Origin of the sequence: Nocardioides sp. JQ2195, assembly GCF_012272695.1 — a bacterium.
In the GTDB taxonomy this organism is placed as follows: Bacteria; Actinomycetota; Actinomycetes; order Propionibacteriales; family Nocardioidaceae; genus Nocardioides.
On record NZ_CP050902.1, the window covers coordinates 2,718,974 to 2,740,874 of the forward strand.

General features: G+C 69.9%; 17 protein-coding genes. 10 read left to right on the forward strand and 7 right to left on the reverse strand.

What is annotated here, in order from left to right:
- Positions 1–30 precede the first annotated feature (30 nt).
- Complete coding sequence (glgX, locus tag ncot_RS12840) at positions 31–2,205, forward strand: glycogen debranching protein GlgX (protein ID WP_168617964.1); 2,175 nt, start codon at positions 31–33, stop codon at positions 2,203–2,205.
- A gap of 11 nt (positions 2,206–2,216) precedes the next feature.
- Positions 2,217–2,987, forward strand: a complete 771-nt coding sequence (locus ncot_RS12845) for a potassium channel family protein (RefSeq protein ID WP_168617965.1) — start codon at positions 2,217–2,219, stop codon at positions 2,985–2,987.
- 55 nt (positions 2,988–3,042) lie between these two features.
- On the opposite strand, the gene glgP is transcribed toward ncot_RS12845, so the two are convergent.
- The gene (glgP, locus tag ncot_RS12850) at positions 3,043–5,637 is read right to left on the reverse strand and encodes an alpha-glucan family phosphorylase (RefSeq protein WP_168617966.1); all 2,595 of its coding nucleotides are present in this window, start codon (positions 5,635–5,637) and stop codon (positions 3,043–3,045) included.
- A gap of 158 nt (positions 5,638–5,795) precedes the next feature.
- Here glgP and ncot_RS12855 point away from each other — a divergent pair, with 158 nt between their 5' ends.
- From ncot_RS12855 to ncot_RS12880, 6 genes are all read left to right on the forward strand, one after another.
- Positions 5,796–7,859: an alpha-1,4-glucan--maltose-1-phosphate maltosyltransferase gene (locus tag ncot_RS12855; RefSeq protein ID WP_168617967.1), complete on the forward strand. Its 2,064-nt coding sequence runs from the start codon at positions 5,796–5,798 to the stop codon at positions 7,857–7,859.
- On the forward strand, positions 7,856–9,556 hold the full coding sequence (gene treS, locus ncot_RS12860) for a maltose alpha-D-glucosyltransferase (protein WP_168617968.1): 1,701 nt from the start codon (positions 7,856–7,858) through the stop codon (positions 9,554–9,556). The genes ncot_RS12855 and treS overlap by 4 nt, the downstream gene beginning before the upstream one ends.
- Positions 9,553–10,944: a hypothetical protein gene (locus tag ncot_RS12865; RefSeq protein ID WP_168617969.1), complete on the forward strand. Its 1,392-nt coding sequence runs from the start codon at positions 9,553–9,555 to the stop codon at positions 10,942–10,944. Before treS ends, ncot_RS12865 begins: the two co-directional genes overlap by 4 nt.
- Before the next feature lie 14 nt (positions 10,945–10,958).
- Entirely contained in the window at positions 10,959–13,136 is a 2,178-nt protein-coding gene (glgB, locus tag ncot_RS12870; protein ID WP_240937897.1) for a 1,4-alpha-glucan branching protein GlgB, read from the forward strand.
- Positions 13,133–14,029 carry a phosphotransferase gene (locus ncot_RS12875; RefSeq protein ID WP_240937898.1) on the forward strand — a complete coding sequence of 299 codons (897 nt, stop codon included), beginning with the start codon at positions 13,133–13,135 and terminating at the stop codon, positions 14,027–14,029. The genes glgB and ncot_RS12875 overlap by 4 nt, the downstream gene beginning before the upstream one ends.
- 85 nt (positions 14,030–14,114) lie before the next feature.
- Complete coding sequence (locus tag ncot_RS12880; RefSeq protein ID WP_168617972.1) at positions 14,115–14,894, forward strand: NUDIX hydrolase; 780 nt, start codon at positions 14,115–14,117, stop codon at positions 14,892–14,894.
- Positions 14,895–14,994: 100 nt separating this feature from the next.
- Here the strand turns inward: ncot_RS12880 and ncot_RS12885 are convergent, their stop codons facing one another.
- Positions 14,995–15,954, reverse strand: coding sequence for a tetratricopeptide repeat protein (locus tag ncot_RS12885; protein ID WP_168617973.1), 960 nt, complete (start codon positions 15,952–15,954; stop codon positions 14,995–14,997).
- A gap of 259 nt (positions 15,955–16,213) precedes the next feature.
- On the opposite strand from ncot_RS12885, the gene ncot_RS12890 reads away from it, so the two are divergent.
- Both ncot_RS12890 and ncot_RS12895 read left to right on the forward strand, forming a co-directional pair.
- Positions 16,214–16,969: an SDR family oxidoreductase gene (locus ncot_RS12890; RefSeq protein WP_168617974.1), complete on the forward strand. Its 756-nt coding sequence runs from the start codon at positions 16,214–16,216 to the stop codon at positions 16,967–16,969.
- A gap of 20 nt (positions 16,970–16,989) precedes the next feature.
- Positions 16,990–18,093 (forward strand): serine/threonine-protein kinase, encoded by a 1,104-nt coding sequence (locus ncot_RS12895; RefSeq protein WP_168617975.1) that lies wholly within the window; start codon positions 16,990–16,992, stop codon positions 18,091–18,093.
- A gap of 111 nt (positions 18,094–18,204) precedes the next feature.
- Here the strand turns inward: ncot_RS12895 and ncot_RS12900 are convergent, their stop codons facing one another.
- The 5 genes from ncot_RS12900 to meaB all read right to left on the reverse strand — a co-directional run bounded on the left by ncot_RS12900 (position 18,205) and on the right by meaB (position 21,901).
- A complete protein-coding gene (locus ncot_RS12900) occupies positions 18,205–19,488 on the reverse strand; it encodes a hypothetical protein (protein ID WP_168617976.1) in 1,284 nt (427 codons plus the stop codon).
- A gap of 23 nt (positions 19,489–19,511) precedes the next feature.
- On the reverse strand, positions 19,512–20,000 hold the full coding sequence (locus tag ncot_RS12905) for a MarR family transcriptional regulator (protein ID WP_168617977.1): 489 nt from the start codon (positions 19,998–20,000) through the stop codon (positions 19,512–19,514).
- Positions 20,001–20,059: 59 nt separating this feature from the next.
- A complete protein-coding gene (locus tag ncot_RS12910; protein WP_168617978.1) occupies positions 20,060–20,581 on the reverse strand; it encodes a PH domain-containing protein in 522 nt (173 codons plus the stop codon).
- Between the two features lie 6 nt (positions 20,582–20,587).
- Positions 20,588–20,758: a hypothetical protein gene (locus ncot_RS12915; protein WP_168617979.1), complete on the reverse strand. Its 171-nt coding sequence runs from the start codon at positions 20,756–20,758 to the stop codon at positions 20,588–20,590.
- 141 nt (positions 20,759–20,899) lie between these two features.
- A complete protein-coding gene (gene meaB / locus ncot_RS12920) occupies positions 20,900–21,901 on the reverse strand; it encodes a methylmalonyl Co-A mutase-associated GTPase MeaB (protein WP_168617980.1) in 1,002 nt (333 codons plus the stop codon).

Below are 21,901 nucleotides of genomic sequence, written 5' to 3' on the forward strand. Positions count from 1 at the left end.
TTGCGACTCTAGTGGGGCCGGTCGTGGACAATGACGCGGGTGACACCAGGAATCTGGACCCACCCAGGACAACACTCCCCCATCTGGCCGGGGCGGAACCATCCGCTCGGCGCCACCTGGTCGGAGGAGGCCACCAACTTCGCGGTCTACGCCCCCGAAGCGACCGGGATGACCGTCTGCCTCTTCGACGAGCACGGTGGTGAGAAGCAGCACGCCCTCACCGAGCAGTCCCTCGGCATCTGGCACGGCGCGATCCCCGACGTCGCGGTGGGCACCCACTACGGCTACCGGGCCGACGGCCCGTGGCTGCCGGCCGACGGGCTCCGCTTCAACCCGGCCAAGCTGCTGATCGACCCGAATGCCCGGGCCATCGCCGGTGAGGTCACGCACGACCCGGCGATCTACGCCCACGTGCTGGACGCGCCCGACGAGATCAACCCGACCGACTCCGCGCCGTACGTGCCACGCAGCGTCGTGGTACACGACGAGTTCGACTGGGGTGACGATGCACCGATGCGGCGCCGCTGGCGCGACAGCGTGATCTACGAGCTGCACGTCAAGGGCATGACCGCCCTGCACGACCGGGTGCCCGCGGAGCTGCGCGGAACGTACGCCGGCCTGGCCACGCCCGCCGTCACCGACTACCTGCGCGATCTCGGCGTGACCGCCGTGGAGCTGTTGCCGGTCCACCAGTTCGTCTCCGAGCCGCGGTTGATGGAGAAGGGACGGGTGAACTACTGGGGCTACAACTCGATCGGGTTCTTCGCCCCGCACAACGCCTACTCCTCCTCGGGTGACAGCGGCGAGCAGGTCACCGAGTTCAAGGCGATGGTCAAGGCCTTCCACGATGCCGGGCTCGAGGTGATCCTCGACGTGGTCTACAACCACACCGCCGAAGGCGGGGCCCAGGGGCCGAGCCTGTCCTTCCGCGGCCTCGACGACCGCGGGGTCTACCACCGGGTGCGCCCGGAGCCCCACGAGGACGGCACCCCTGCGGGCTTCGACGACACCTACTGGGACGTCACCGGCTGCGGCAACACCGTCGACGCGTCCAATCCCCAGGTGCTGCGACTGATCCTCGACTCGCTGCGCTACTGGGTCACCGAGATGCACGTCGACGGCTTCCGCTTCGACCTCGCCTCCGCCCTGACCCGGGTCCGCCACGAGGTGAGCATGGACTGCCACCTGCTGACCGCGATCGGCCAGGACCCGGTGCTGCGTCACGTGAAGCTGATCGCGGAGCCGTGGGACGCATCGATGGACGGCTACCGGGTCGGCGAGTTCCCGCCACCGTGGGTGGAGTGGAACGACCAGTACCGCGACACCATCCGCGACTTCTGGCGTGGCCGGTCCTCCGGGATCCGCACCGTCGCCACCCGGCTGGCCGGATCCTCTGATCTGTACGCCGACGACGACCGCTCGCCGTACTCGACGGTGAACTTCGTGACCGCGCACGACGGGTTCACGCTGCGCGACGTGGTCAGCTACGACACCAAGCACAACGAGGGCAACGGCGAGCACAACCGCGACGGCTCCGACGACAACCGCTCGTGGAACCACGGAGTCGAGGGCGAGACCGATGACGACGACATCCTGGCCCTGCGGCGTCGTCAGGCGGCCAACCTGATGGCCACGCTCTGCCTCTCCAACGGGGTGCCGATGCTGACCGCGGGCGACGAGCGGGGCCGCACCCAGGGCGGGAACAACAACGCCTACAGCCAGGACGACGAGACGTCGTGGATCGACTGGCGTCCCGACGACGCCTGGTTGGACGTCTACGAGATCACCAAGGCCGCCCTGCGACTGCGTCGCGAGCATCCCGCGCTGCGCCAACGGCACTGGTTCGAGGGGCGGCCGGCGATCCAGGACGGACCCAAGGACCTGGCCTGGCTGCACGCCACCGGCCGGGAGATGACCGCCGACGACTGGTTCGACGAGTCCCTTGCCGTGGTGGGGATGTTCGTCTCCGGGGCACCGCTCCGCTCCCCCGGCCCCCGCGGCGAGCAGCAGGTGGACAACTCGTTCATGATCTGGCTCAACGCTTCCGCCGAACCGGTCCGCCTGACACTTCCCGAGAACGCCTGGGTGCAGTCCGGCGAGGTCGTCCTGTCCACCGACCCGGAGCACGGACCGGGCTTCCCCGCGAAGGCCGGCGACACCCTCGAGCTCGCCGCCCGCGCCGTCCTGGTGCTGCGCGAGACCTGAGGAGCACGAAGATGTCGCACTGGATCCAGCTGACGCGTCAGCACCCTTCTGCGGTGCTGCTGTTCGTGCAGCTGCTGGGCATCGTGGTCTACCCGTTCCTCGGCGAGCAGCCGGTGGGCCGTGCGGCGTTCAGCACCTTCGCCCTGATCGTGCTGGTGATCGCGGTGATGGCCATCCGGATGACCCCAGCACTGAGCTGGGTGGCCGCGACGATCGGCGTACCCGTGACCGTGCTGACGATTCTCGAGGCCTCGATGCCGGGCAACGAGGGCGTGGCCCTCTGGTCGGCCATCCTGCACGCGGTCTTCTACTTCTACACGGCCTATGCGCTGATCCGCTACATGTTCTCCGACGACGTGGTCACCACGGACGAGGTCTTCGCCACCGGCGCCACCTTCACCGTGGTGGCCTGGGCGTTCGCCTACGTCTACGCCGCCACCCAGATCATCTGGCCCGACTCGTTCACCGCCGCGGTGGACGCGGACTCGGCTCGCAACTGGACCGAGATGCTGTTCCTCTCGGTGACCACGCTGACCTCCACCGGGCTCTCCGACATCGTGCCGATCCAGCCCCAGGCACGATCATTCGTGATGCTCGAGCAGATCGCAGGGATGCTCTACCTCGCCCTGGTCGTGGCCCGGATCATCGCCCTGCTGAGCGCCCGCGCCGCACGCAAGACCACGAGGGACGAGTCGGCCGTGATCGAGGCCAGCACCTGGGAGCCTCCCGCCAACGAGCCCATCGCGAAGCAGGTCGCCGAGGATCCCGGTCGCGACGTGTGACCCGCCTCGGACTCACCCGCGGGCTCGCACGCGAGGAGAACAGTGCAGGGGTTGCTCAGTCCGGCAGCGTGACGAGTCCGAGCTCGGCTCCGGAGGCCAGCTGGGCGTGCTTCGGGAGCACCCGCACCGAGTAGCCGAACGGGCCCGGGCGGTCCAGGGCGATCGCGCCGTCGAAGCGGTGGCGCCCACCCTCGTAGGACTCCACGGCCCGCAGCTCCTCGACCTGCACGGCGCTGAGCGCATCATCGACTCCGGTGGTGCCGTGCACCACCTGCACCGAGACGTCATCGGGCCCGAGCCCACCCAACGCGACGAAGGCGCGCACCGCCAGCGACGACCCGACCGCGGGTGAGTCGGCCACCCCCCGGGACTCGACGTGCTCGACGCGCACTGCGTGCCACTCGGCGTGGACGCGATGCTTCCACGCGGCCAGGTCACGCGCGACCGAGTGGTCGCCGAGTGTGCGGGCGGACCGGGCCGCGGGGACGTAGAGCTGCTCCACGTAGTCACGCACCATCCGTGTGGAGAGCACCTTGGGCCCCAACGACTTGAGGGTGTGGCGAACCATCTCGATCCATCGCGACGGCACCCCCGACTCGTCCAGGTCGTAGAACCGGGGCGCGATCTCGGTCTCGACCAGGTCGTAGAGCGCGTTCGCCTCGATGTCGTCACGACGATCGGGATCGTCGATCCCGTCGGCCGAGGGGATCGCCCACCCGTTGCGACCGTCGTACCACTCGTCCCACCAGCCATCGAGGATCGACAGGTTCAGGCCGCCGTTCAACGCTGCCTTCATGCCGGACGTGCCACAGGCCTCGTAGGGACGCAGCGGATTGTTCAGCCACACGTCGCAGCCCGGATAGAGCGGCTGGGCCATCGCGATGTCGTAGTTGGGCAGGAAGACGATCCGGTGCCGGACCTCCGGATCCTCGGCGAACCGCACGATCTCCTGGATCAGGCGTTTGCCGCCGTCGTCGGCCGGGTGGGACTTGCCGGCGATGACCAGCTGCACCGGGCGCTCGGGGTCGAGCAGGATCCGCTTGAGCCGCTCGGGGTCGCGCAGCATCAGCGTCAAGCGCTTGTACGACGGGACCCGGCGCGCGAACCCGATGGTGAGCACGTCGGGGTCCAGCGCGGAGTCGATCCAGCTGAGCTCGGCGGCCGCGGCGCCGCGATGTGTCCACGACGCGTGCATCCGACGACGCGCGTCCTGGACCAAGATCTCGCGCAGCTGGCGCTTGACGTCCCAGATCCTGCGTGCCGACACCTGGTCGACCGCGTCCCAGACCTCAGGGCTGTCCGAACCGACGTCGGCGCCGGCCTCCTCGGCCAGACCGAACACCTCACGGGCCACCCAGGTGGGGGCGTGCACACCGTTGGTGATCGAGCCGATCGGCACGTCGGCCTCGTCGAAGCCCGGCCAGAGCCCGTTGAACATCCCTCGGGAGACGTGCCCGTGGAGCTCGGAGACCCCGTTCGCGCGCTGCGCGAGCCGGAAGCCCATGACGGCCATGTTGAAGACGCCCGGGTCCCCGCCCTCGTAGTCCTCGGCACCGAGGCCCAGGATCCGATCGACCGGCACGCCGGGAACCGGCCCGCCCGAGTCGTGGAACCCGCCGAAGTACTGGCTGACCAGGTCCCGCGGGAAGCGGTCGATGCCAGCCGGAACCGGGGTGTGCGTCGTGAACACGGTGCCGGCACGCGAGACCTCGAGGGCGGTGTCGAAGTCGAGCCGCGGACCCGATGCGTCGACGGTCAGCTCCCGGATGCGTTCCAGCCCGAGGAAGCCGGCGTGGCCCTCGTTGGTGTGGAAGACCTCGGGATCGGGGGCGCCGGTGAGACGGGAGTGGGCGCGCAGGGCCCGCACTCCTCCGATGCCGAGCAGCAGCTCCTGGAGCAGGCGGTGCTCGGTGGTGCCGCCGTACAACCGGTCGGTGACGTGGCGGAGCTCGCCACCGTTCTCCTCGATGTCGGTGTCGAGCAGCAGCAGCGGGACCCGGCCGACCCCGGCGACCCAGATGCGCGCGCGGAGGGGGACGTCGCCGGGCACCGAGACGCTGATCAGCGCCGGGCTGCCGTCGGCCTCCCGGAGCAGCGACAACGGGAGCCCGTCGGGGTCCATCACCGGGTAGGACTCCTCCTGCCACCCCTCGCGCGACAGCTGCTGGCGGAAGTAGCCGTGCCGGTAGAGAAGTCCGACACCGACGACCGGGACACCGAGGTCCGAGGCGGTCTTCAGGTGGTCGCCCGCGAGGATCCCCAGGCCGCCGGAGTACTGCGGCAGCACGGCAGTGATGCCGAACTCGGGCGAGAAATAGGCCACGGAGGCCGGCCACCCGGTCCGGTCCGCCGACGCCTTCTGGAACCACCGGTCCTCGGTCAGGTACTGCTGGAGGGCCTCGTGTCCGGTGCGTACCCGGGCGACGTACTCCGCGTCGGCGGCCAGCTCGTGGAGGCGATCGGGTGTGACGGCCCCGAGCAACCGCACCGGGTCGTGGTGCACCGTCTCCCACACGTCGGCGTCGACCTCTCCGAAGAGGTCCTGGGTCTCCGGATGCCAGGACCAACGCAGGTTGGTGGCCAACTCACCCAACGGGTGGAGTGCCTCGGGCAGGACGGGCTGGACGGTGAACCTTCGAATGGCACGCACGCCATGACCGTAGCCCACCGCCCGGAACCACGCGCCGGACAATTCGCCGGCAGTGAGCAGACCGCGAAGGGCTTCGCCCGGGAGCTCGGCCCTGGACGAAACCACCGTCTCCGGGTGAGGCGTTTGCGCGCAACCCGCTGATCGGCAAGTCTGATGCCATGGTCGGACGCATACCCGTGATGGACGTGACCCCGGTTGTCGACCTGGGTCGCCAACCAGCCAAGGCAACGCTGCACGAACCGTTCCCGGTGACTGCGTCGGTGTTCCGCGAAGGTCACGACAAGCTGGGCGCCGAGGTGGTCCTCACCGATCCCACCGGAAGGCGCCGGGCGCCGGTGAGGATGGAGCTGAGCCCCCACCTGCCCGACCACTGGAGTGCCTGGGTGACTCCCGACCTGGAAGGACCGTGGACCTTCGAGATCCACGCGTGGTCCGACCTGATCGCGACCTGGCAGCACGCCGCCGACATCAAGATCCCGGCGGAGATCGACACCGAGCTGATGTTCACCGAGGGGCGACTGCTGCTGGAGCAGGTGCTCACCCAGCTGGGCTCCACCGACACGCGGGCGACCGCGCTCGTCACGGCCGGGATCGAGGCGGCCGGCGACACGGCACGCCCCGCCCCTGCCCGGCTGGCCGTCCTCCAGACCCCCGAGCTCCGTGCCGTCCTCGCCGCGAACCCGTTGCGCGAGCTGGTCACGGTCGAGGGTCCCTACCCGGCGTACGCCGACCGTCCGCGCGCACTGTTCGGCAGCTGGTACGAGTTCTTCCCGCGCTCCGAGGGGGCGGTCCGCGACACCGCCACCGGCCGCGTCACCAGCGGCACCTTCCGCACCGCTGCGAAACGCCTCGACGCCGTCGCGTCGATGGGCTTCGACGTCGTCTACCTGCCACCGATCCACCCGATCGGCACGATCAACCGCAAGGGTCCGAACAACACGTTGACCCCGGAGCCGCACGACACCGGGTCGCCGTGGGCGATCGGCTCGGCCGACGGCGGCCACGACGCGATCCATCCCGACCTCGGTGACTTCGACGACTTCGACGCGTTCGTGGCCCGGGCCGAGCAGCTCGGGCTCGAGGTCGCCCTCGACCTGGCCCTGCAGGCCGCCCCGGACCACCCGTGGGTGGAGGCGCACCCCGAGTGGTTCACCACCCGTGCCGACGGCACCATCGCCTACGCCGAGAACCCCCCGAAGAAGTACCAGGACATCTATCCGATCAACTTCGACAACGACCCGGTCGGCATCTACGCCGAGGTGCTCCGCGTCGTGCGCCACTGGATGTCGCACGGCGTCCGCATCTTCCGGGTCGACAACCCGCACACCAAGCCGCTGGCCTTCTGGGAGCGGCTGCTCGCCGAGGTACGTCGCCTCGACCCCGGGGTGCTGTTCCTGTCCGAGGCGTTCACGCGTCCGGCGATGATGCACGGTCTCGGCGCGATCGGCTACCACCAGAGCTACACCTACTTCACCTGGCGCACCGGCAAGCAGGAGCTCGGCGACTACCTGCTCGAGCTCTCCCACGAGTCCGACCACCTGATGCGTCCGAACCTCTTCGTGAACACCCCCGACATCCTCCACGCCTACCTGCAGTACGGCGGTCCGGCAGCGTTCAAGGTCCGGGCCACGGTGGCGGCCATGGGCGCCCCGAGCTGGGGGGTCTACGCGGGCTACGAGCTCTACGAGCACGTGGCGGTCAAGCCCGGCTCCGAGGAGTACCTCGACTCCGAGAAGTACCAGATCCGGATCCGTGACTGGGCGGCCGCGGAGGCCGAGGGACGCACCCTGGCGCCGTACCTCACCAAGCTCAACGAGCTGCGCCGGTCCCACCCCGCGCTGCAGCTGTTGCGCAACGTGACCGTGCACCGCACCGACGACGACTCGATCCTCTGCTTCAGCAAACACACTGTGTCCGGTGGTTTCGAGACGCTCGTTCCTCGCTCCTCAACCACCGACCCGACGGTGGTTGAGGAGGGCGCACAGCAACCGTCTCGAAACCACCGCGACATCGTGATCGTGGTGGTCAACCTCGATCCGCACGCCACCCGCGAGAGCATGGTCCACCTCGACCTCGTTGCGCTGGGACTGGACCCGCACGAGTCCTTCGTCGTGCACGACGAGCTCACCGACCAGACCTGGAACTGGACCGAGCACAACTACGTCCGTCTCGACCCGTCCGTCGAACCTGCGCACATCCTGACCGTGAGGAGTCCCCGTTGACAGAGAGCCTGACCGACGCCATCGCCGGGGACCAGCCGGAATGGTTCAAGACCGCGGTCTTCTACGAAGTCCTGGTGCGCTCCTTCCGCGACTCCAACGGTGACGGCACCGGCGACTTCAAGGGGCTGACCGAGAAGCTCGACTACCTGCAGTGGCTGGGGGTCGACTGCCTGTGGGTGCCGCCGTTCTTCACCTCGCCGTTGCGTGACGGAGGCTATGACGTCGCCGACTACACCAACATCCTTCCCGAGGCCGGATCGGTGGAGGACTTCCACGAGTTCCTCGACGAGGCACACAAGCGCGGCATGCGCGTGATCATCGACTTCGTGATGAACCACACCAGTGACGCGCACCCGTGGTTCCAGGCCAGCAGGGAGGACCCGGAGGGTCCCTACGGCGACTTCTACGTGTGGTCGGACACCGATGAGCTCTACCAGGAGGCCCGGGTCATCTTCGTCGACACGGAGCCGTCGAACTGGACCTGGGACCCCGTGCGCCAGCAGTACTTCTGGCACCGTTTCTTCAGCCACCAGCCCGACCTCAACTTCGACAACCCGTTGGTCCACGAGGCGATGTTCGAGGCGATGGCCTTCTGGCTCGACATGGGCCTCGACGGCTTCCGGCTCGACGCGGTCCCCTACCTCTACGAGCGGCCCGGCACCAACGGCGAGAACCTCCCTGAGACCCACGAGTTCCTCAAGAAGTGCCGCCGGTTCGTCGACGAGAAGTACCCCGGACGAGTGCTCCTGTGCGAGGCCAACCAGTGGCCCAGCGACGTCGTCGACTACTTCGGCCCCGAGGACGACGGCCACGGTGGCAGCGTCGGCACCGAGTGCCACATGGCCTTCCACTTCCCGGTGATGCCGCGCATCTTCATGGCCGTGCGCCGGGAGTCGCGCTACCCGATCTCCGAGATCCTGGAGCAGACGCCCGCCATCCCGAGTGACTGCCAGTGGGGCATCTTCCTGCGCAACCACGACGAGCTCACCCTGGAGATGGTCACGGACGAGGACCGTGACTACATGTGGGACGAATACGCCAAGGACCCGCGCATGAAGGCCAACATCGGCATCCGCCGGCGGCTGGCTCCCCTGCTCGACAACGACATCAACCAGATGGAGCTGTTCACCGCCCTGCTGCTGTCGCTGCCGGGCTCCCCCGTGCTCTACTACGGCGACGAGATCGGGATGGGCGACAACATCTGGCTCGGTGACCGCGACGCGGTGCGCACGCCGATGCAGTGGACGCCCGACCGCAACGCCGGGTTCTCCGCGGCGACTCCCGGCAAGCTGCACCTGCCGGCGATCCAGGACCCGGTCTTCGGCTACCAGGCCGTCAACGTCGAGGCCCAGATGGAGAACTCGTCGTCGCTGCTGCACTGGACCCGGCGGATGATCCACGCCCGTCGCCAGCACGACGCATTCGGGCTCGGCACGTTCGTCGACCTCGGCGGCTCCAACCCGAGCGTGCTGTCCTACGCGCGCGAGCACGGCGACGACGTCATCGTGTGCGTCAACAACCTCTCCCGCTTCCCGCAACCCGTCGAGCTCGACCTGCGAGAGTGGGAGGGACGCCGCCCCATCGAGCTGCTCGGCGGTGTCCCGTTCCCCGCGGTCGGCGAGCTGCCCTACCTGCTCACGCTCGGCGCCTACGGCTTCTACTGGTTCCGGCTGCCCAAGGAGGAGACCGCACCATGACTGCCCTGGACCAACTGACCGAGTTCGTCGGAACCGCACGTTGGTTCGGCGGCAAGGGCCGCACGTTCACCGTCACCGGCACCCGCCGGGCGGGCGTGCTGCCGAGCACGGGCGACGGTCCCCGGGTCGCCATCGACCTGGCCGAGATCACCTACGACGACGGCGACCAGGAGCTCTACCAGGTGCCGCTGGCCTTTCGGTCCGAGGCCGACGACCGCCTCGAGCACGCTCTCGTCGGCACCTGGGACGACCCCGACTTCGGCCCTTCGCACGTGTACGACGCGGTGCACGACCGCGACGCGATGGGCCAGTGGCTGAGCGCGTTCGCCGAGGCCGAAGGCGGTTCCTCGACGCAGCAGGACCAGCTCGTCTTCCACCGGCTGCCGGGCCACGAGCTCGACCTCAGCGTGCACTCCACGCTGTTCAGCGGTGAGCAGTCCAACTCGTCGGTGGCGTTCGGTGACGACTCCCTGATGAAGGTCTTCCGCAAGGTCACTCCCGGAGTGAACCCCGACATCCAGATCCACCACGTGCTCACCGAGGCCGGGTCGGACCACGTGGCCGCCCTCTACGGCTGGCTGGACACGGTCGACGAGACCTCCGACTCGATCATCCAGCTGGCCATGCTGCAGCAGTTCCTGCGCACCGCCAGTGACGGTTGGGAGCTGGCCCAGTCCAGCGTCCGCAACCTGTTCGCCGAGGCCGACCTCCACGCCGACGAGGTTGGGGGCGACTTCGCCGCGGAGAGCGAGCGACTCGGCGTGGCCCTGGCCGAGACCCACCACACCCTGGCCGAGGCGTTCCCCACCGAGACGTTCGACGAGGTCGGGCTGGCGGCCCTGGCCGCGGCCATGCAGGACCGGCTCACCGAGGCCATCGAGGTGGTGCCGGAGCTGGCCGAGCACGCCGAGCGGCTGCACGAGATCTACGGCCGCCTCGTCTCGCTCGCCGACGTGGCCGTGCAGCGCATCCACAGTGACCTGCACCTGGGCCAGACCCTGCGCACCGTCAAGGGCTGGAAGATCGTCGACTTCGAGGGCGAGCCCGCCAAGCCGTTGGCCGACCGGCTGCTGCCCGACTCCCCCTGGCGTGACGTCGCCGGCATGCTGCGCTCCTTCGACTACGCGTCGGCCGTCGTGCAACGCGCGTTCCAGGGCTCCGACGACACCGGCGGCCGTCAACGCGCCTACCGCGGTGCCGAGTGGACCGAGCGCAACCGCAATGCGTTCGTCTCCGCCTACGCCGGCCGGCAGCTGTCCTCCGACGAGCAGCTGCTGCTGGCCGCCTACGAGGCCGACAAGGCCGTCTACGAATGCGTCTACGAGGCCCGCAACCGGCCGTCCTGGTTGGCCATCCCGCTGGCCGGGCTCACCCGGTTGACGGCCTGAGGAAGGGGTTCACCGTGCCGGTCAAACCGATCGAACCATCCGAGCTCGCGCTGCTCGTCGGAGGTGGGCACGGCAACCCGCACTCCGTGCTCGGCGCGCATCCCCACGAGGGCTCCGTGACGGTGCGCGCGCTGCGCCCACTGGCCTCCTCCGTCGAGGTGCTGCACGGCCAGCAGCGCACGCCGCTGACCCACGAGCACGAAGGAGTCTGGGTCGGCGAGCTCCCCGTCTCCGAGGTGCCCGACTACCGCCTCGCGGTCGCCTACGACGGGGACCCCGCGTCGTACGACGACCCCTACCGCTATCTGCCGACCCTCGGCGAGACCGATCTCCACCTGATCAACGAAGGGCGTCACGAGCAGCTGTGGCACGTGCTCGGCGCGCACCGGCGCACCTATGACAGTGGCGTCACCGGCACGTCGTTCGCCGTGTGGGCCCCCAACGCACGCGGCGTCCGGCTGATCGGAGACTTCAACAGCTGGGACGGCCGGTCCACGCCGATGCGCCAGCTCGGCACCTCGGGGGTGTGGGAGATCTTCCTGCCCGACGTGCTCGCCGGTGTGTCCTACAAGTTCGCACTGCTCGGTCCAGACGGCCACTGGCGCGAGAAGGCCGACCCACTCGCCTTCGCCACCGAGGTGCCGCCGCAGACGGCGTCGCGCGTCACCGAGTCGGCGTACGCCTGGGGCGATGACCTGTGGCTGCGCCAACGCATGCAGCGTCGACCCACCGAGAGCCCGATGTCGGTCTACGAGGTGCACCTGGGTTCCTGGCGCCGGAACGGCTCCGAGCCGCTCGACTACGCCGAGCTGGCCGAGGAGCTCGTCGACTACGTGAGCGGCCTGGGCTTCACCCACGTCGAGCTGATGCCGGTGATGGAGCACCCCTACGGCGGCTCGTGGGGCTACCAGGTGACCTCCTACTTCGCGCCCACGGCACGATTCGGGGACCCCGACGGCCTGCGCCTGTTGGTCGATCGCTTCCACCAGGCGGGCATCGGTGTCCTGCTCGACTGGGTGCCGGCGCACTTCCCGAAGGACGAGTTCGCGCTCGCCCGGTTCGACGGCACACCGCTCTACGAGCACCCCGACCCGTCCCTGGGCGAGCACCCCGAGTGGGGCACCTACATCTTCGACTTCGGTCGCAACGAGGTCCGCAACTTCCTCATCGCCAGCGCGCTCTACTGGCTCGAGGAGTTCCACGTCGACGGCCTGCGGGTCGATGCCGTCGCGTCGATGCTCTACCTCGACTACTCGCGCGAGCCCGGCGAGTGGACTCCCAACGTGCACGGAGGACGGGAGAACCTCCAAGCCGTGCAGTTCCTGCAGGAGCTCAACGCCACCGTCTACCGCCGGGTGCCCGGGGTGATGATGATCGCTGAGGAGTCGACCGCCTGGGACGGTGTCACCCGCGCCACCGACCAGGGCGGCCTGGGCTTCGGCTTCAAGTGGAACATGGGGTGGATGCACGACTCGCTGGCCTACGTCCAGCAGGAGACCGTGCACCGGGTGCACCACCACGGCCAGCTCACCTTCCCGATGGTCTACGCCTACGCGGAGAACTACGTGCTGCCCCTCTCCCACGACGAGGTGGTGCACGGCAAGGGCTCGTTGCTGCGCAAGATGCCCGGCGACCGCTGGCAGCAGCTGGCGAACCTGCGGGCCTACCTGGCCTGGCAGTGGGCCCACCCGGGCAAGCAGCTGCTGTTCATGGGCTGTGAGCTGGGCCAGGAGTCGGAGTGGGCCGAGGCACGCCAGCTCGACTGGTGGCTGCTCGACCACGTGGAGCACCGGGGCATGCAGGACCTCGTGCGTGACCTCAACGCGATCTATCGCGACACCCCGGCCCTGTTCGTCGCCGACCACGACCCGTCGGGCTTTGCGTGGATCGACGCCAACGACGCTCAGCGCAACGTCTTCTCGTTCGTCCGCCGGGCACCGGACTCCCCCGATCTCGTCTGTGTCGCCAACTTCTCGCCACTGCCCTACGAGAACCACACCATCGGCATGCCCGGGGTCGGCTCCTGGGAAGAGGTGCTCAACACCGACGCCACCGGCTACACCGGCTCCGGGGTGGGCAACCTGGGCCGGGTCGAGGCCGAGGCCGGGGAATGGTCCGGACAGCCGGCCCGGGCCACGATCACCGTCCCGCCGCTCGCCACCGTCTGGCTGCGCCACGCCCGGGCCGAGTGACCTTGCTCGACGCAGGACTGGTGCCGCTCGAGGGCGGGCACAGTGGTGAGACGTTCCTCGGGACGAGCGGCGACGAGCAGGTCGTCGTACGCATCCATGCGGGGCGTTCGGCCGCGCGGGGCGACGATGCCGTCGACATCGATGCCGCCGTGCTGCGCCTGGTGCGCGGGCTGTTGCCCGTCCCGGAGGTCCTGGAGGTACGCCGCCCCGACCCGGCTTCTGACCTGCCGGGGATCCTCGTCACGTCGTTCCTGCCCGGGCAGCGACTCGACCTCGTGCTGCCCGACGCCGATGCCGAGCTGGAGGCTCGCATCGGCGCCAACCTGGCGGAGCTGCTCACCCGGCTGAACCGCATGCCGTTCCTGAGCGGCGGTCCGTTCGTCGATGCCTCGTTGCGGGTCGGCTCGTTCGGACCGGAAGCGGCCGACCTGCGGGCCTTCGCCGAGAGCCTGCTGTCCGGGCCCGCCCTGTCGGCCTGGGCGACCACCGACCGGGACGCCCTGCTCGACCTGGCCGACCGCAGCCAGGACCTGCTCGACCCCGTCGACCGGCACTGCCTCGTGCACAGCGACTTCAACCCGAAGAACCTGCTCGTCGATCCCCGGAGCGGAGCCGTGACCGGGGTGCTCGACTGGGAGTTCGCGCATGCCGGGCTGCCGGTGGCCGACCTCGGCAACCTGCTCCGCTTCGAGCGCTCTCCCGCCTTCGTCGCGGCGGTGCTGGAGTCGGTCCGGGTGGACGGCGTCGGCCACGACGGCCCCGACGGTCTCCTCGAGCTGGCGCGGGCGGCGGACCTGTGGGCCCTTCTCGACCTCGCCTCTCGAGCGGGTGAGAACCCGGTCGCCGGCCGGGCCCACGACCACCTCCTCGCCCTCACCCGCAGACCGGGATGACCCCGGGGCGTGTCCCCCGGTCACGGCCGTCGGCGGGGGTGTGCGGCCGGCGACGACGTGGGTGACATGGCCTAGGGTGGCGGCCGTGACCGAGCAGCCGAGGACCGTGCCCGTGTCCGTGGAGCCCAGCCCGGACGGTGCCGCGCGAGTCTCGTGGTCCGGCGACGTCGGCGAGGGCTCCCTGCGGGAGGCGATCGGGCTGGTCGCCACGGCCGTCGAGTCCGCACTCCACGACCACGCTCGCGTCGAGGCGTTCGTGCCGGTCGACGACGAGGTCGGCCAACGCATCGCCACGTGGGCGGGTCTGCGGCGAGAAGGCGTACGCCGCGATGCCTCCGGCGACTGCGTCGTGCTGGCCCGGTTGCGCGACGACCCGCCGTTGTCCGACGGCCAGGGCTTTCGCGCGATGCTCAACTCCTTCCTGCCACGCAAGCGGGCGATCGGGCAGATGCTGGTGCGTGACGACCGTGATCGCGTGCTGATGTGCCGGCTGACCTACAAGAAGGACTGGGACCTCCCCGGAGGTGTGGTCGAGGTCGGGGAGTCACCGCGTCTGGCCACCAGCCGGGAGCTGGCCGAGGAGCTCGGGGTCGACCTGCCCGCCGGCGAGCTCCTGCTGACCGACTGGTTGCCGCCGTGGTCGGGCTGGGACGACGCGGTCTGCCTGGTCTTCGACGGTGGCCAGCAGGACGCCTCACTCGTCGACGAGATGGTCTTCGAGGAGCGCGAGATCCGCGAGGCTGCGTTCCTGACGCTCGACGAGATCGGCGAGCGGGCAGCCGACTTCACCCACCGTCGGGTGGCGGCCACTCTCGCCACGCTTCGCGGCAACGGCACGGCGTACACCGAGTCCGGGCAGGCCTGACGGACTCCTCCGCCGTCAGTCCTGACCCGCGAGTGCCCGCTCGCAGGCCAGCGGGACGCCGGCGTTCCGGCTGCTCAGGGGCCGGCGTCCCGACCTGCGCTCAGAAGAGCGCGGACGCGAGGTTCTGACGGCCGCGGATCACGCGCGAGTCCTCGTTGCCGACCGCAGCGAACAGGCCGAGCAGATGGGTGCGGGCCTTGTCGCGGTCGTCGCCCGACGTACGCCGGACCAGCTCGACGAGGCGGTTGAACGCGTCGTCGACGTGGCCACCGGTCAGGTCCAGGTCGGCGACGAGGGTCTGGGCCTCGACGTCGTCGGGCGCCTGGGCGGCGGCTTCGCGCGCGGAGTTGAGGTCGACGTCCTGGACCCGCCGCAGCACCTGCGCCATCGCCAGGCCCCCGGCGGCCTCCACATCGGCAGGGTTGGCGTCGACGAGCTTCTGGTACTCGGCGACGGCCAGGTCGATGTCGTTGGCTGCCAGCGCGTCCTGGGCGGCCGCGTAGCGCGGATCCATCTCGGGCTCGGCGTTCTCGTCGCCCTGGGCACCACCGGAAGCGAGGGGCTGGTGCCGGCCGGCGATGCCTTGGGCGGTGAGCTGCTGGCCCAGCTGGTTGAAGAGCGTGCGCAGCTCGTCCTGGCTGAGCGCGCCCGGGATCGGCTGGCTCGCGGGTCGACCGTCGATGATCACCAGCATCAGCGGCACCTGGGGGATCTGCATGGCCTGGGCGATCTGCGGCGAGGCGTCGACGTCGACGAGGCCTGCGAGGTAGCGCCCTTCGTACTCGTCGGCGACGGCGGCCACGTCGCGAGCAAAGGTGCTGCTCTCCGGGGACTGGGTGGGCGAGTGGAAGACCAGCACCACCGGAGCAGTCATCGACGACTCGATCACCGTCTGGAAGGACTGCTCCGTGACGTCGACCGAGTAGGCGCCGGTCGCCGCGCCGCCTCCGGCACTCGCCGGGGAGCCGCCGGCGGAGGGCGCGGCGGCAGGCTGGGACGCCGGACGACGCAGTCCGGACAGGTCGATGGCACCAGGACGGGAGAACGGCTGTTGGCTCATGCCCCCATCCTCCCCGATGGTCGCAATCGGGCCGGAATCACCCCTTGATCGCTTCGGGTGACACGACTTCGCACCCACTCCGACCAGCGTGCCCCGGCACCCGTGCCGGACTCCCGGACGACCTCGATTCATGACATGATGCTCCTCGGCTCGATGGAACATCAGTCAGCCCCGACGCCTCGTCCCCGTCGGTGGCGGTGATTGTTCTCGACCGGAACCTGAAAGCGCGCGCAAAAGTACCAGTCTCGGAGGGAGTTCTGTGGCGAATCCGTCGTACGACTTCACGCACCGCCGTGTGCTCGTGGTCGGAGGCACTCGCGGTCTCGGCAACACCATCGCGCGACGCTTCGCCCGTGCGGGGGCATCGGTGACCGTCACCGGCACGCAGTCGCTCCGCTCGGCCTACGACGCCCGGCTGCAGGACTACGACTACCAGCGGCTCGACCTGACCAACCACGACTCGATCGTGCGGGTTGCCGAGCAGGTCGGCCCCGTCGACATCCTCGTCAACGCTGCCGGGGCCCGGGTGCCGCACACCGCCGACGCCCAAGAGCAGGAGTTCGTCTCCCACTCGGTGCGTCTCGGACTGCTCGGCCCCACCCAGCTGGCCCATCGCCTGCGCCACCGCCTGGCCGAGAGCCAGATGCGCGGCGGTGGTGCGGTGATCAGCACCCACCACCTGCGCCGCTGGTGCGAGATGGCGGTGGGCGGGGCCAACGCCCACACCGAGATGCTCAACACCACGTCCCGGCTGGCCGCTGCGTGGGGCAGCAACGGCATCCGGGTCAATGCGGTGGCCTCCACCGTCGTGGTGCCGCGCCAGGCCCCCCAACGTGGCGACCTGGACAAGGAGTCCGGCCCGGTGCTGACCCGCACCCGGACCCAGCGCACCGGGACCCTCCACGACGTCGCCGAGGCCGCACTCTTCCTGGCCAGCAGCGGCGCCGCGTTCATCACCGGCCAGACCCTGATGGTCAACGGAAGCGGCGCCGGTGGCGCACGCATCGCCCACTGACATGGGCCGGGGTTCCGTCCGTGGGTGAAGTCTTCGCCGGCCGCTACGAGCTGCTGGACCCCATCGCGATGGGCGGCATGGGCACGGTGTGGTGTGTCCTCGACCGCTCCGACAACCAGGTCAAGGCCGCCAAGATCCTGCGGCAGTCCGATGCCTCCTCGCTCCTGCGCTTCGTGCGCGAGCAGTCGATGCGCATCGACCACCGCCACGTGGTCACTCCGCAGTCCTGGGCCGGCATGGACGATCGCGTGCTGTTCACCATGCCGCTGGTCCGCGGCGGATCGGTCGCCGGCCTCCTCAAGGAGCACGGCGCACTCCCGGTGCGATGGACGGCCCTGCTCGTCGACCAGACCCTGCAGGCTCTCGAGGCCGTGCACGCCGCCGGCATCGTCCATCGTGACGTGAAGCCCGCCAACCTGCTGCTGGAGCCGACCGGTGCGGGTCGGCCGCACCTGCGCCTGACCGACTTCGGCATCGCGGCCCCGTTGGACGAGCCGCGGATGACCAGGGCCTCGATGGTGATCGGCAGCCCCGGCTACATGGCTCCGGAGCAGTGGCGGGGCTCGGACCCCGACTTCCGCTCCGACCTCTACTCGGTGGGCCGGGTCGGTCTCGAGATGCTCACCGGCGTGCGCCCCACCTCCGACTCCCCCGTGTCGGACTTCCCGGTGTCGGGCTCCCCCCTCTCGGGCTCGCCCGCGTCCGGCACGGACGCGTTGCACACCGACGACCCGGCACGCAACGCGTTGACCGACCTGCTCGTCCGCGCCACCGACGAGGACCCGCGACGTCGCCCGGAGTCAGCAGCCCAGCTGCGCTCCGAGCTCGCCTCGCTCCAGCTGGAGACGCTGCCTCCCGAGCCCGGGGAGCGCATCGTGATCCGCGACGAGTTCGCCTCTCTGGAGCTTCCGGCGCTCCCGGCCAGTGCCCCGGCGCCCGCTCCGTCGAACCATCCGGCGACAGCGGCCGCCACCCGTGTCGAGCACGGAGCAGCGACCCGGGTGCAGACTGCTCCCTCGACACACCCGGCCCGACCCTCCGGCCCCTCGCGGCTTCCCGCGTTCCTGCTGTTGCTGGTCGGGGTGCTCAGCCTGCTCGGCGCCGGCTACCTGTTGCTCGCCTGAGCCGGCACGACTGCTGCTCGTCCGAGCCACCCACGCCCGTGGGCCGCCGGCGCGAACGCCCCTCGGATGGTCCCCGACCGGCGGAGCGGGCGGGCCCGTGGCGCGGTCGGTTCAGGATGACCGGCGGCGCAGCAACAGGCCGCCCAGGCCCAGGCAGACCAGCCCGAACGCACCGAGACCCAGCCCTGACAGGTGCCGTGCGTCGATCCAGCCGGAACCGTCGGGCTCGGGCGGCGGGTTCCCCGAGGCCGCACCGGACCGCACTCCTTCGCCGACCAGGAACGGTTTCTCGTCGACATACGTCGGCTTGCCGGCGACGTCTCCCTGGACCTCGACCGTGAGGGTGAACGCGACGTCGACGGTGGCTCGGTCCGAATAGGGTGTCTCCGCACGGACGGAGACGTAGTAGTCGCCCGGCAGGTAGGCGTTCAGGCCGTCGTAGCGATTGAGGTAGCGCACCGGGCCGACCCCGGAGGTCAGCTCCAGGGCCTCGTCCCCCGTGCTCCCGGACGAGGTCGTGTCGTCGAACGACGAGTCCACGTCCCGACGCATCGGGCTGTAGAGCTCCACCTCCAGGTCAGGCGCGAAGGGACTCATCTCCTCGAGCTCGGACTCCCCGTACGCCGCGACGTCCACCTGCGCGGCCAGGGTCTGGCCCCACTCGAGGTGCACGCGATAGAGACGCTGCTCCCCTTCGTGGACCGTGCTGGTCCAGGTGCCGGACTCCAGCAGCGGCGCGTCGAAGGACGTGCTGCCCTCCACGTCGCCCCGGTCCTCCCCGGTTCCGGGAGCCCGGAACGGCGGCTCGGCCTCGGGCACCTCGGGAAGCTCTTGGTCGGGGTTGGTGAGTGGGCTCTCCTCCACGATCTTGATGGTCATCGGCAGGTCGGAGTCACTCGCGCGTGGTGACGTCGTGGGACCGACCTCGAAGCGGATGACCTCGTCGGTGAGGCAGGGCGAGTTGCGGTCGCCGAACGCCTCGGGTCCGACCTCCAGGTCGGCACCGACCGCCGACCAGGCGTCGTCGGAGTGGGCCGAGGCGGTGTCGCTGCCGCAGGAGGTCCCGTCCTGGGCGAACGCCTCGACCTTGAGCGTCTCACCGGGCTCCCCCGGGGTCGCGGTGACCGAGACGTGCACCGAGGTGTCACCGTCGGTACGCCGGTAGGCGAACTGCCGGGGCAGCGACTCGCCCCGGTCCATCGTGAAGCTCCACAGACCGGCCTCCACCATCACCGGGTTGCCACCGTCGGTGCTGGTCCCCGTCGGGGTGCCGCCCAGGTCGATCGGGTTGCCGCCGTCGTCGGAATCCGCGTGGGCACCGGGTGAGAGGGCCACCACGACGACCAACGCCAACGCGGCTGCTCGGCGTACGACGGGGCCCGGGATCGACGTCACGAGCGCACCCTACCCAGCACGGATCAGAAGTCACCCGACGCCTGGCGCACCGGGCGCAGCAGGTCCGAGAGGCGGGCCAGTGAGTCGTCGTCCATCGAGTCGAGGGCGAAGCCGTGGCTGGTCAGGTCGACGGTGGCCGCCTCCACCACGGCGCGCCCCGACTCGGTGATCTCGGCCAGGACGGTGCGCCCGTCGTCGGGGTGGCGCCGTCGGACGACGTGGCCGGAGTCGACCAGGCGACCGATGATGGAGGTGATCGAGGTCGGGTGCACCTGCAGCCGCTCCCCCATCTTGCCCAGTGGCAGCGAGCCCCGGGACGAGAAGACCAGCAGCACCAGCGCTTCGTAGCGGGCGAACGTCAGGCCGTGCGGCTTGAGCAGCGCGTCGAGGCGTCCGAGCACGAGCTGGTGCACCCGCATCAAGGAGGTCACCGCATGCATCGCGGTCGCGTTGTCCCAACGCTGTGCCCACTGGCGCGCGGCCTCGTCGATCGGGTCGAAGTCGAGGGTCATGGGTGTGTCGTGCCTCCTTGCCGCGACGCTCGCGACGGCCCGGACGTGAGAGACATACCCTAGTTGACCCGAGGTCCGCGCAGGCCCGAGCGCTGCACCACGCGCTGGATCGAGAGGTCGCGCTGGTCGGGCCTGCCGACGTAGCGGATGTCACGCAGGCCCTGCTCCTGCGCGGCCGACTCGAAGACGAAGTGCCCGAAGCCCAGCAGCCGACCGTGGAAGGGCTTGACGACGGTGATGTCGAGGATGCGGCTCAAGGGCATCGTCGCGAGGTGCTGGCTGAGCACGCCGTTGACCCGGAACACCCGCATGTTGGTGATCACGAACCGGTCCCGGAAGTTGGCCAGGACCTTCCACCCGGCGTGTCCGAGCAGGGCGAACGCCAGCAGGAACGGGAACCAGGCGAGGTCGAGGTCGACGAACGGGAAGACCACCAGCAGGGCGAGGGCCGCGGCGACCTCGAGGACCGGCAGCGCATAGACCAGCCAGTGGTGCATGACCTCGTCGACGATCACCTCGCCCTCGTCGCGGAGGAGGTGCTTGCGGATGTTCGGGTCCGTGAGGGCCCTGACCAAGCCCATGCCGCCCTAGAACAGCTCGTTGAGGAAGCGGATCGTCGCGTCGAAGAGCTGCGTGGTCAGCGACCAGCCTTCACCTGCTCCGGCGCTGGCCAGCTCGGCCAGTCCACTCGGGTCCTTGAACATGTAGAACCCGACGAAGAGGATGACGACGGCGAGCACGCCTTTCTTGGCGTTCATCTCAATCTCCATCCGTGGGGGGAAGTGTTCGGGGCATGGCTCTGCTGGCGCCTGAACGCATGCCCGACCATTGTGGCAATTCTCGCCGCGAGAGTCCCGGAGGCGCGCCCGGGCGCCGGCGATTCCGCGCATCGGGGCGATTCAGCCCAGATGTGTGCGCAGCAACGCCTCGGCGGCGGCCCACGGGTCGGTCTCCCCGCGCACCACCCGGTCAGCGAGGTCGTCGAGCTCGGTGTGCTGGCTGAGCCCGGTCCACCGCTTGCGCAGACCCGTCACCGCGATGGCCTCGATCTCGTCACGGGCACGGCGGGTACGCCGACGCAGCAGCTCGCCGTGCTCCTCCAGCCAGGCGTGGTGTGCTTCGATCTCCAAGGCGACCTCGGCCACTCCCTCGCCGTTCTGGGCGGTGGTCATCAGGATCGGCGGCTTCCAGGCGTCGTCGGCGCGTTGCGACAGGGCGAGGGCCCCTCGCAGGTCACGACGGACCGTGGTGGCACCCTCGCGATCGGCCTTGTTGATGACGTAGAGGTCGCCGATCTCGAGGATCCCGGCCTTGGCGGCCTGGATGCCGTCACCCATCCCGGGAGCGAGCAGGACGATGGTGGTGTCGGCCAGGCCGGCGATCTCGACCTCGCTCTGACCGACACCGACCGTCTCGATGATGACCACGTCGTAGCCGGCGGCATCCAGCACCCGGATGGCCTGCGGGGTGCTCCAGGCCAGCCCGCCGAGGTGACCGCGCGAGGCCATGGACCGGATGAACACGTCCTTGTCGAGGGCGTGGTCGCCCATCCGCACCCGGTCGCCGAGGAGCGCGCCACCCGAGAACGGCGACGACGGGTCGATGGCCAGGACGCCGACCCGATGCCCCTGCGCCCGCAGCTCGGTCACCAGCGCGTTCGTGGAGGTCGACTTGCCCACCCCGGGCGAGCCGGTGATGCCGACGATGCGCGCCCGGCCGGCGAACGGCGCCAGCTGGGCCATCACCTCGGGCAGCAGCGGCGACTCGTCCTCGACCAGCGAGATCAACCGGCCGACCGACCGGATGTCGCCGGCGCGCGCCCTGTCAACGAGGTCGGGAACGGCGACGGCCGACCGACCCCTGGGTCGGTCGGCCGTCGCTGCGTTCTGCTCGGTGGCCAA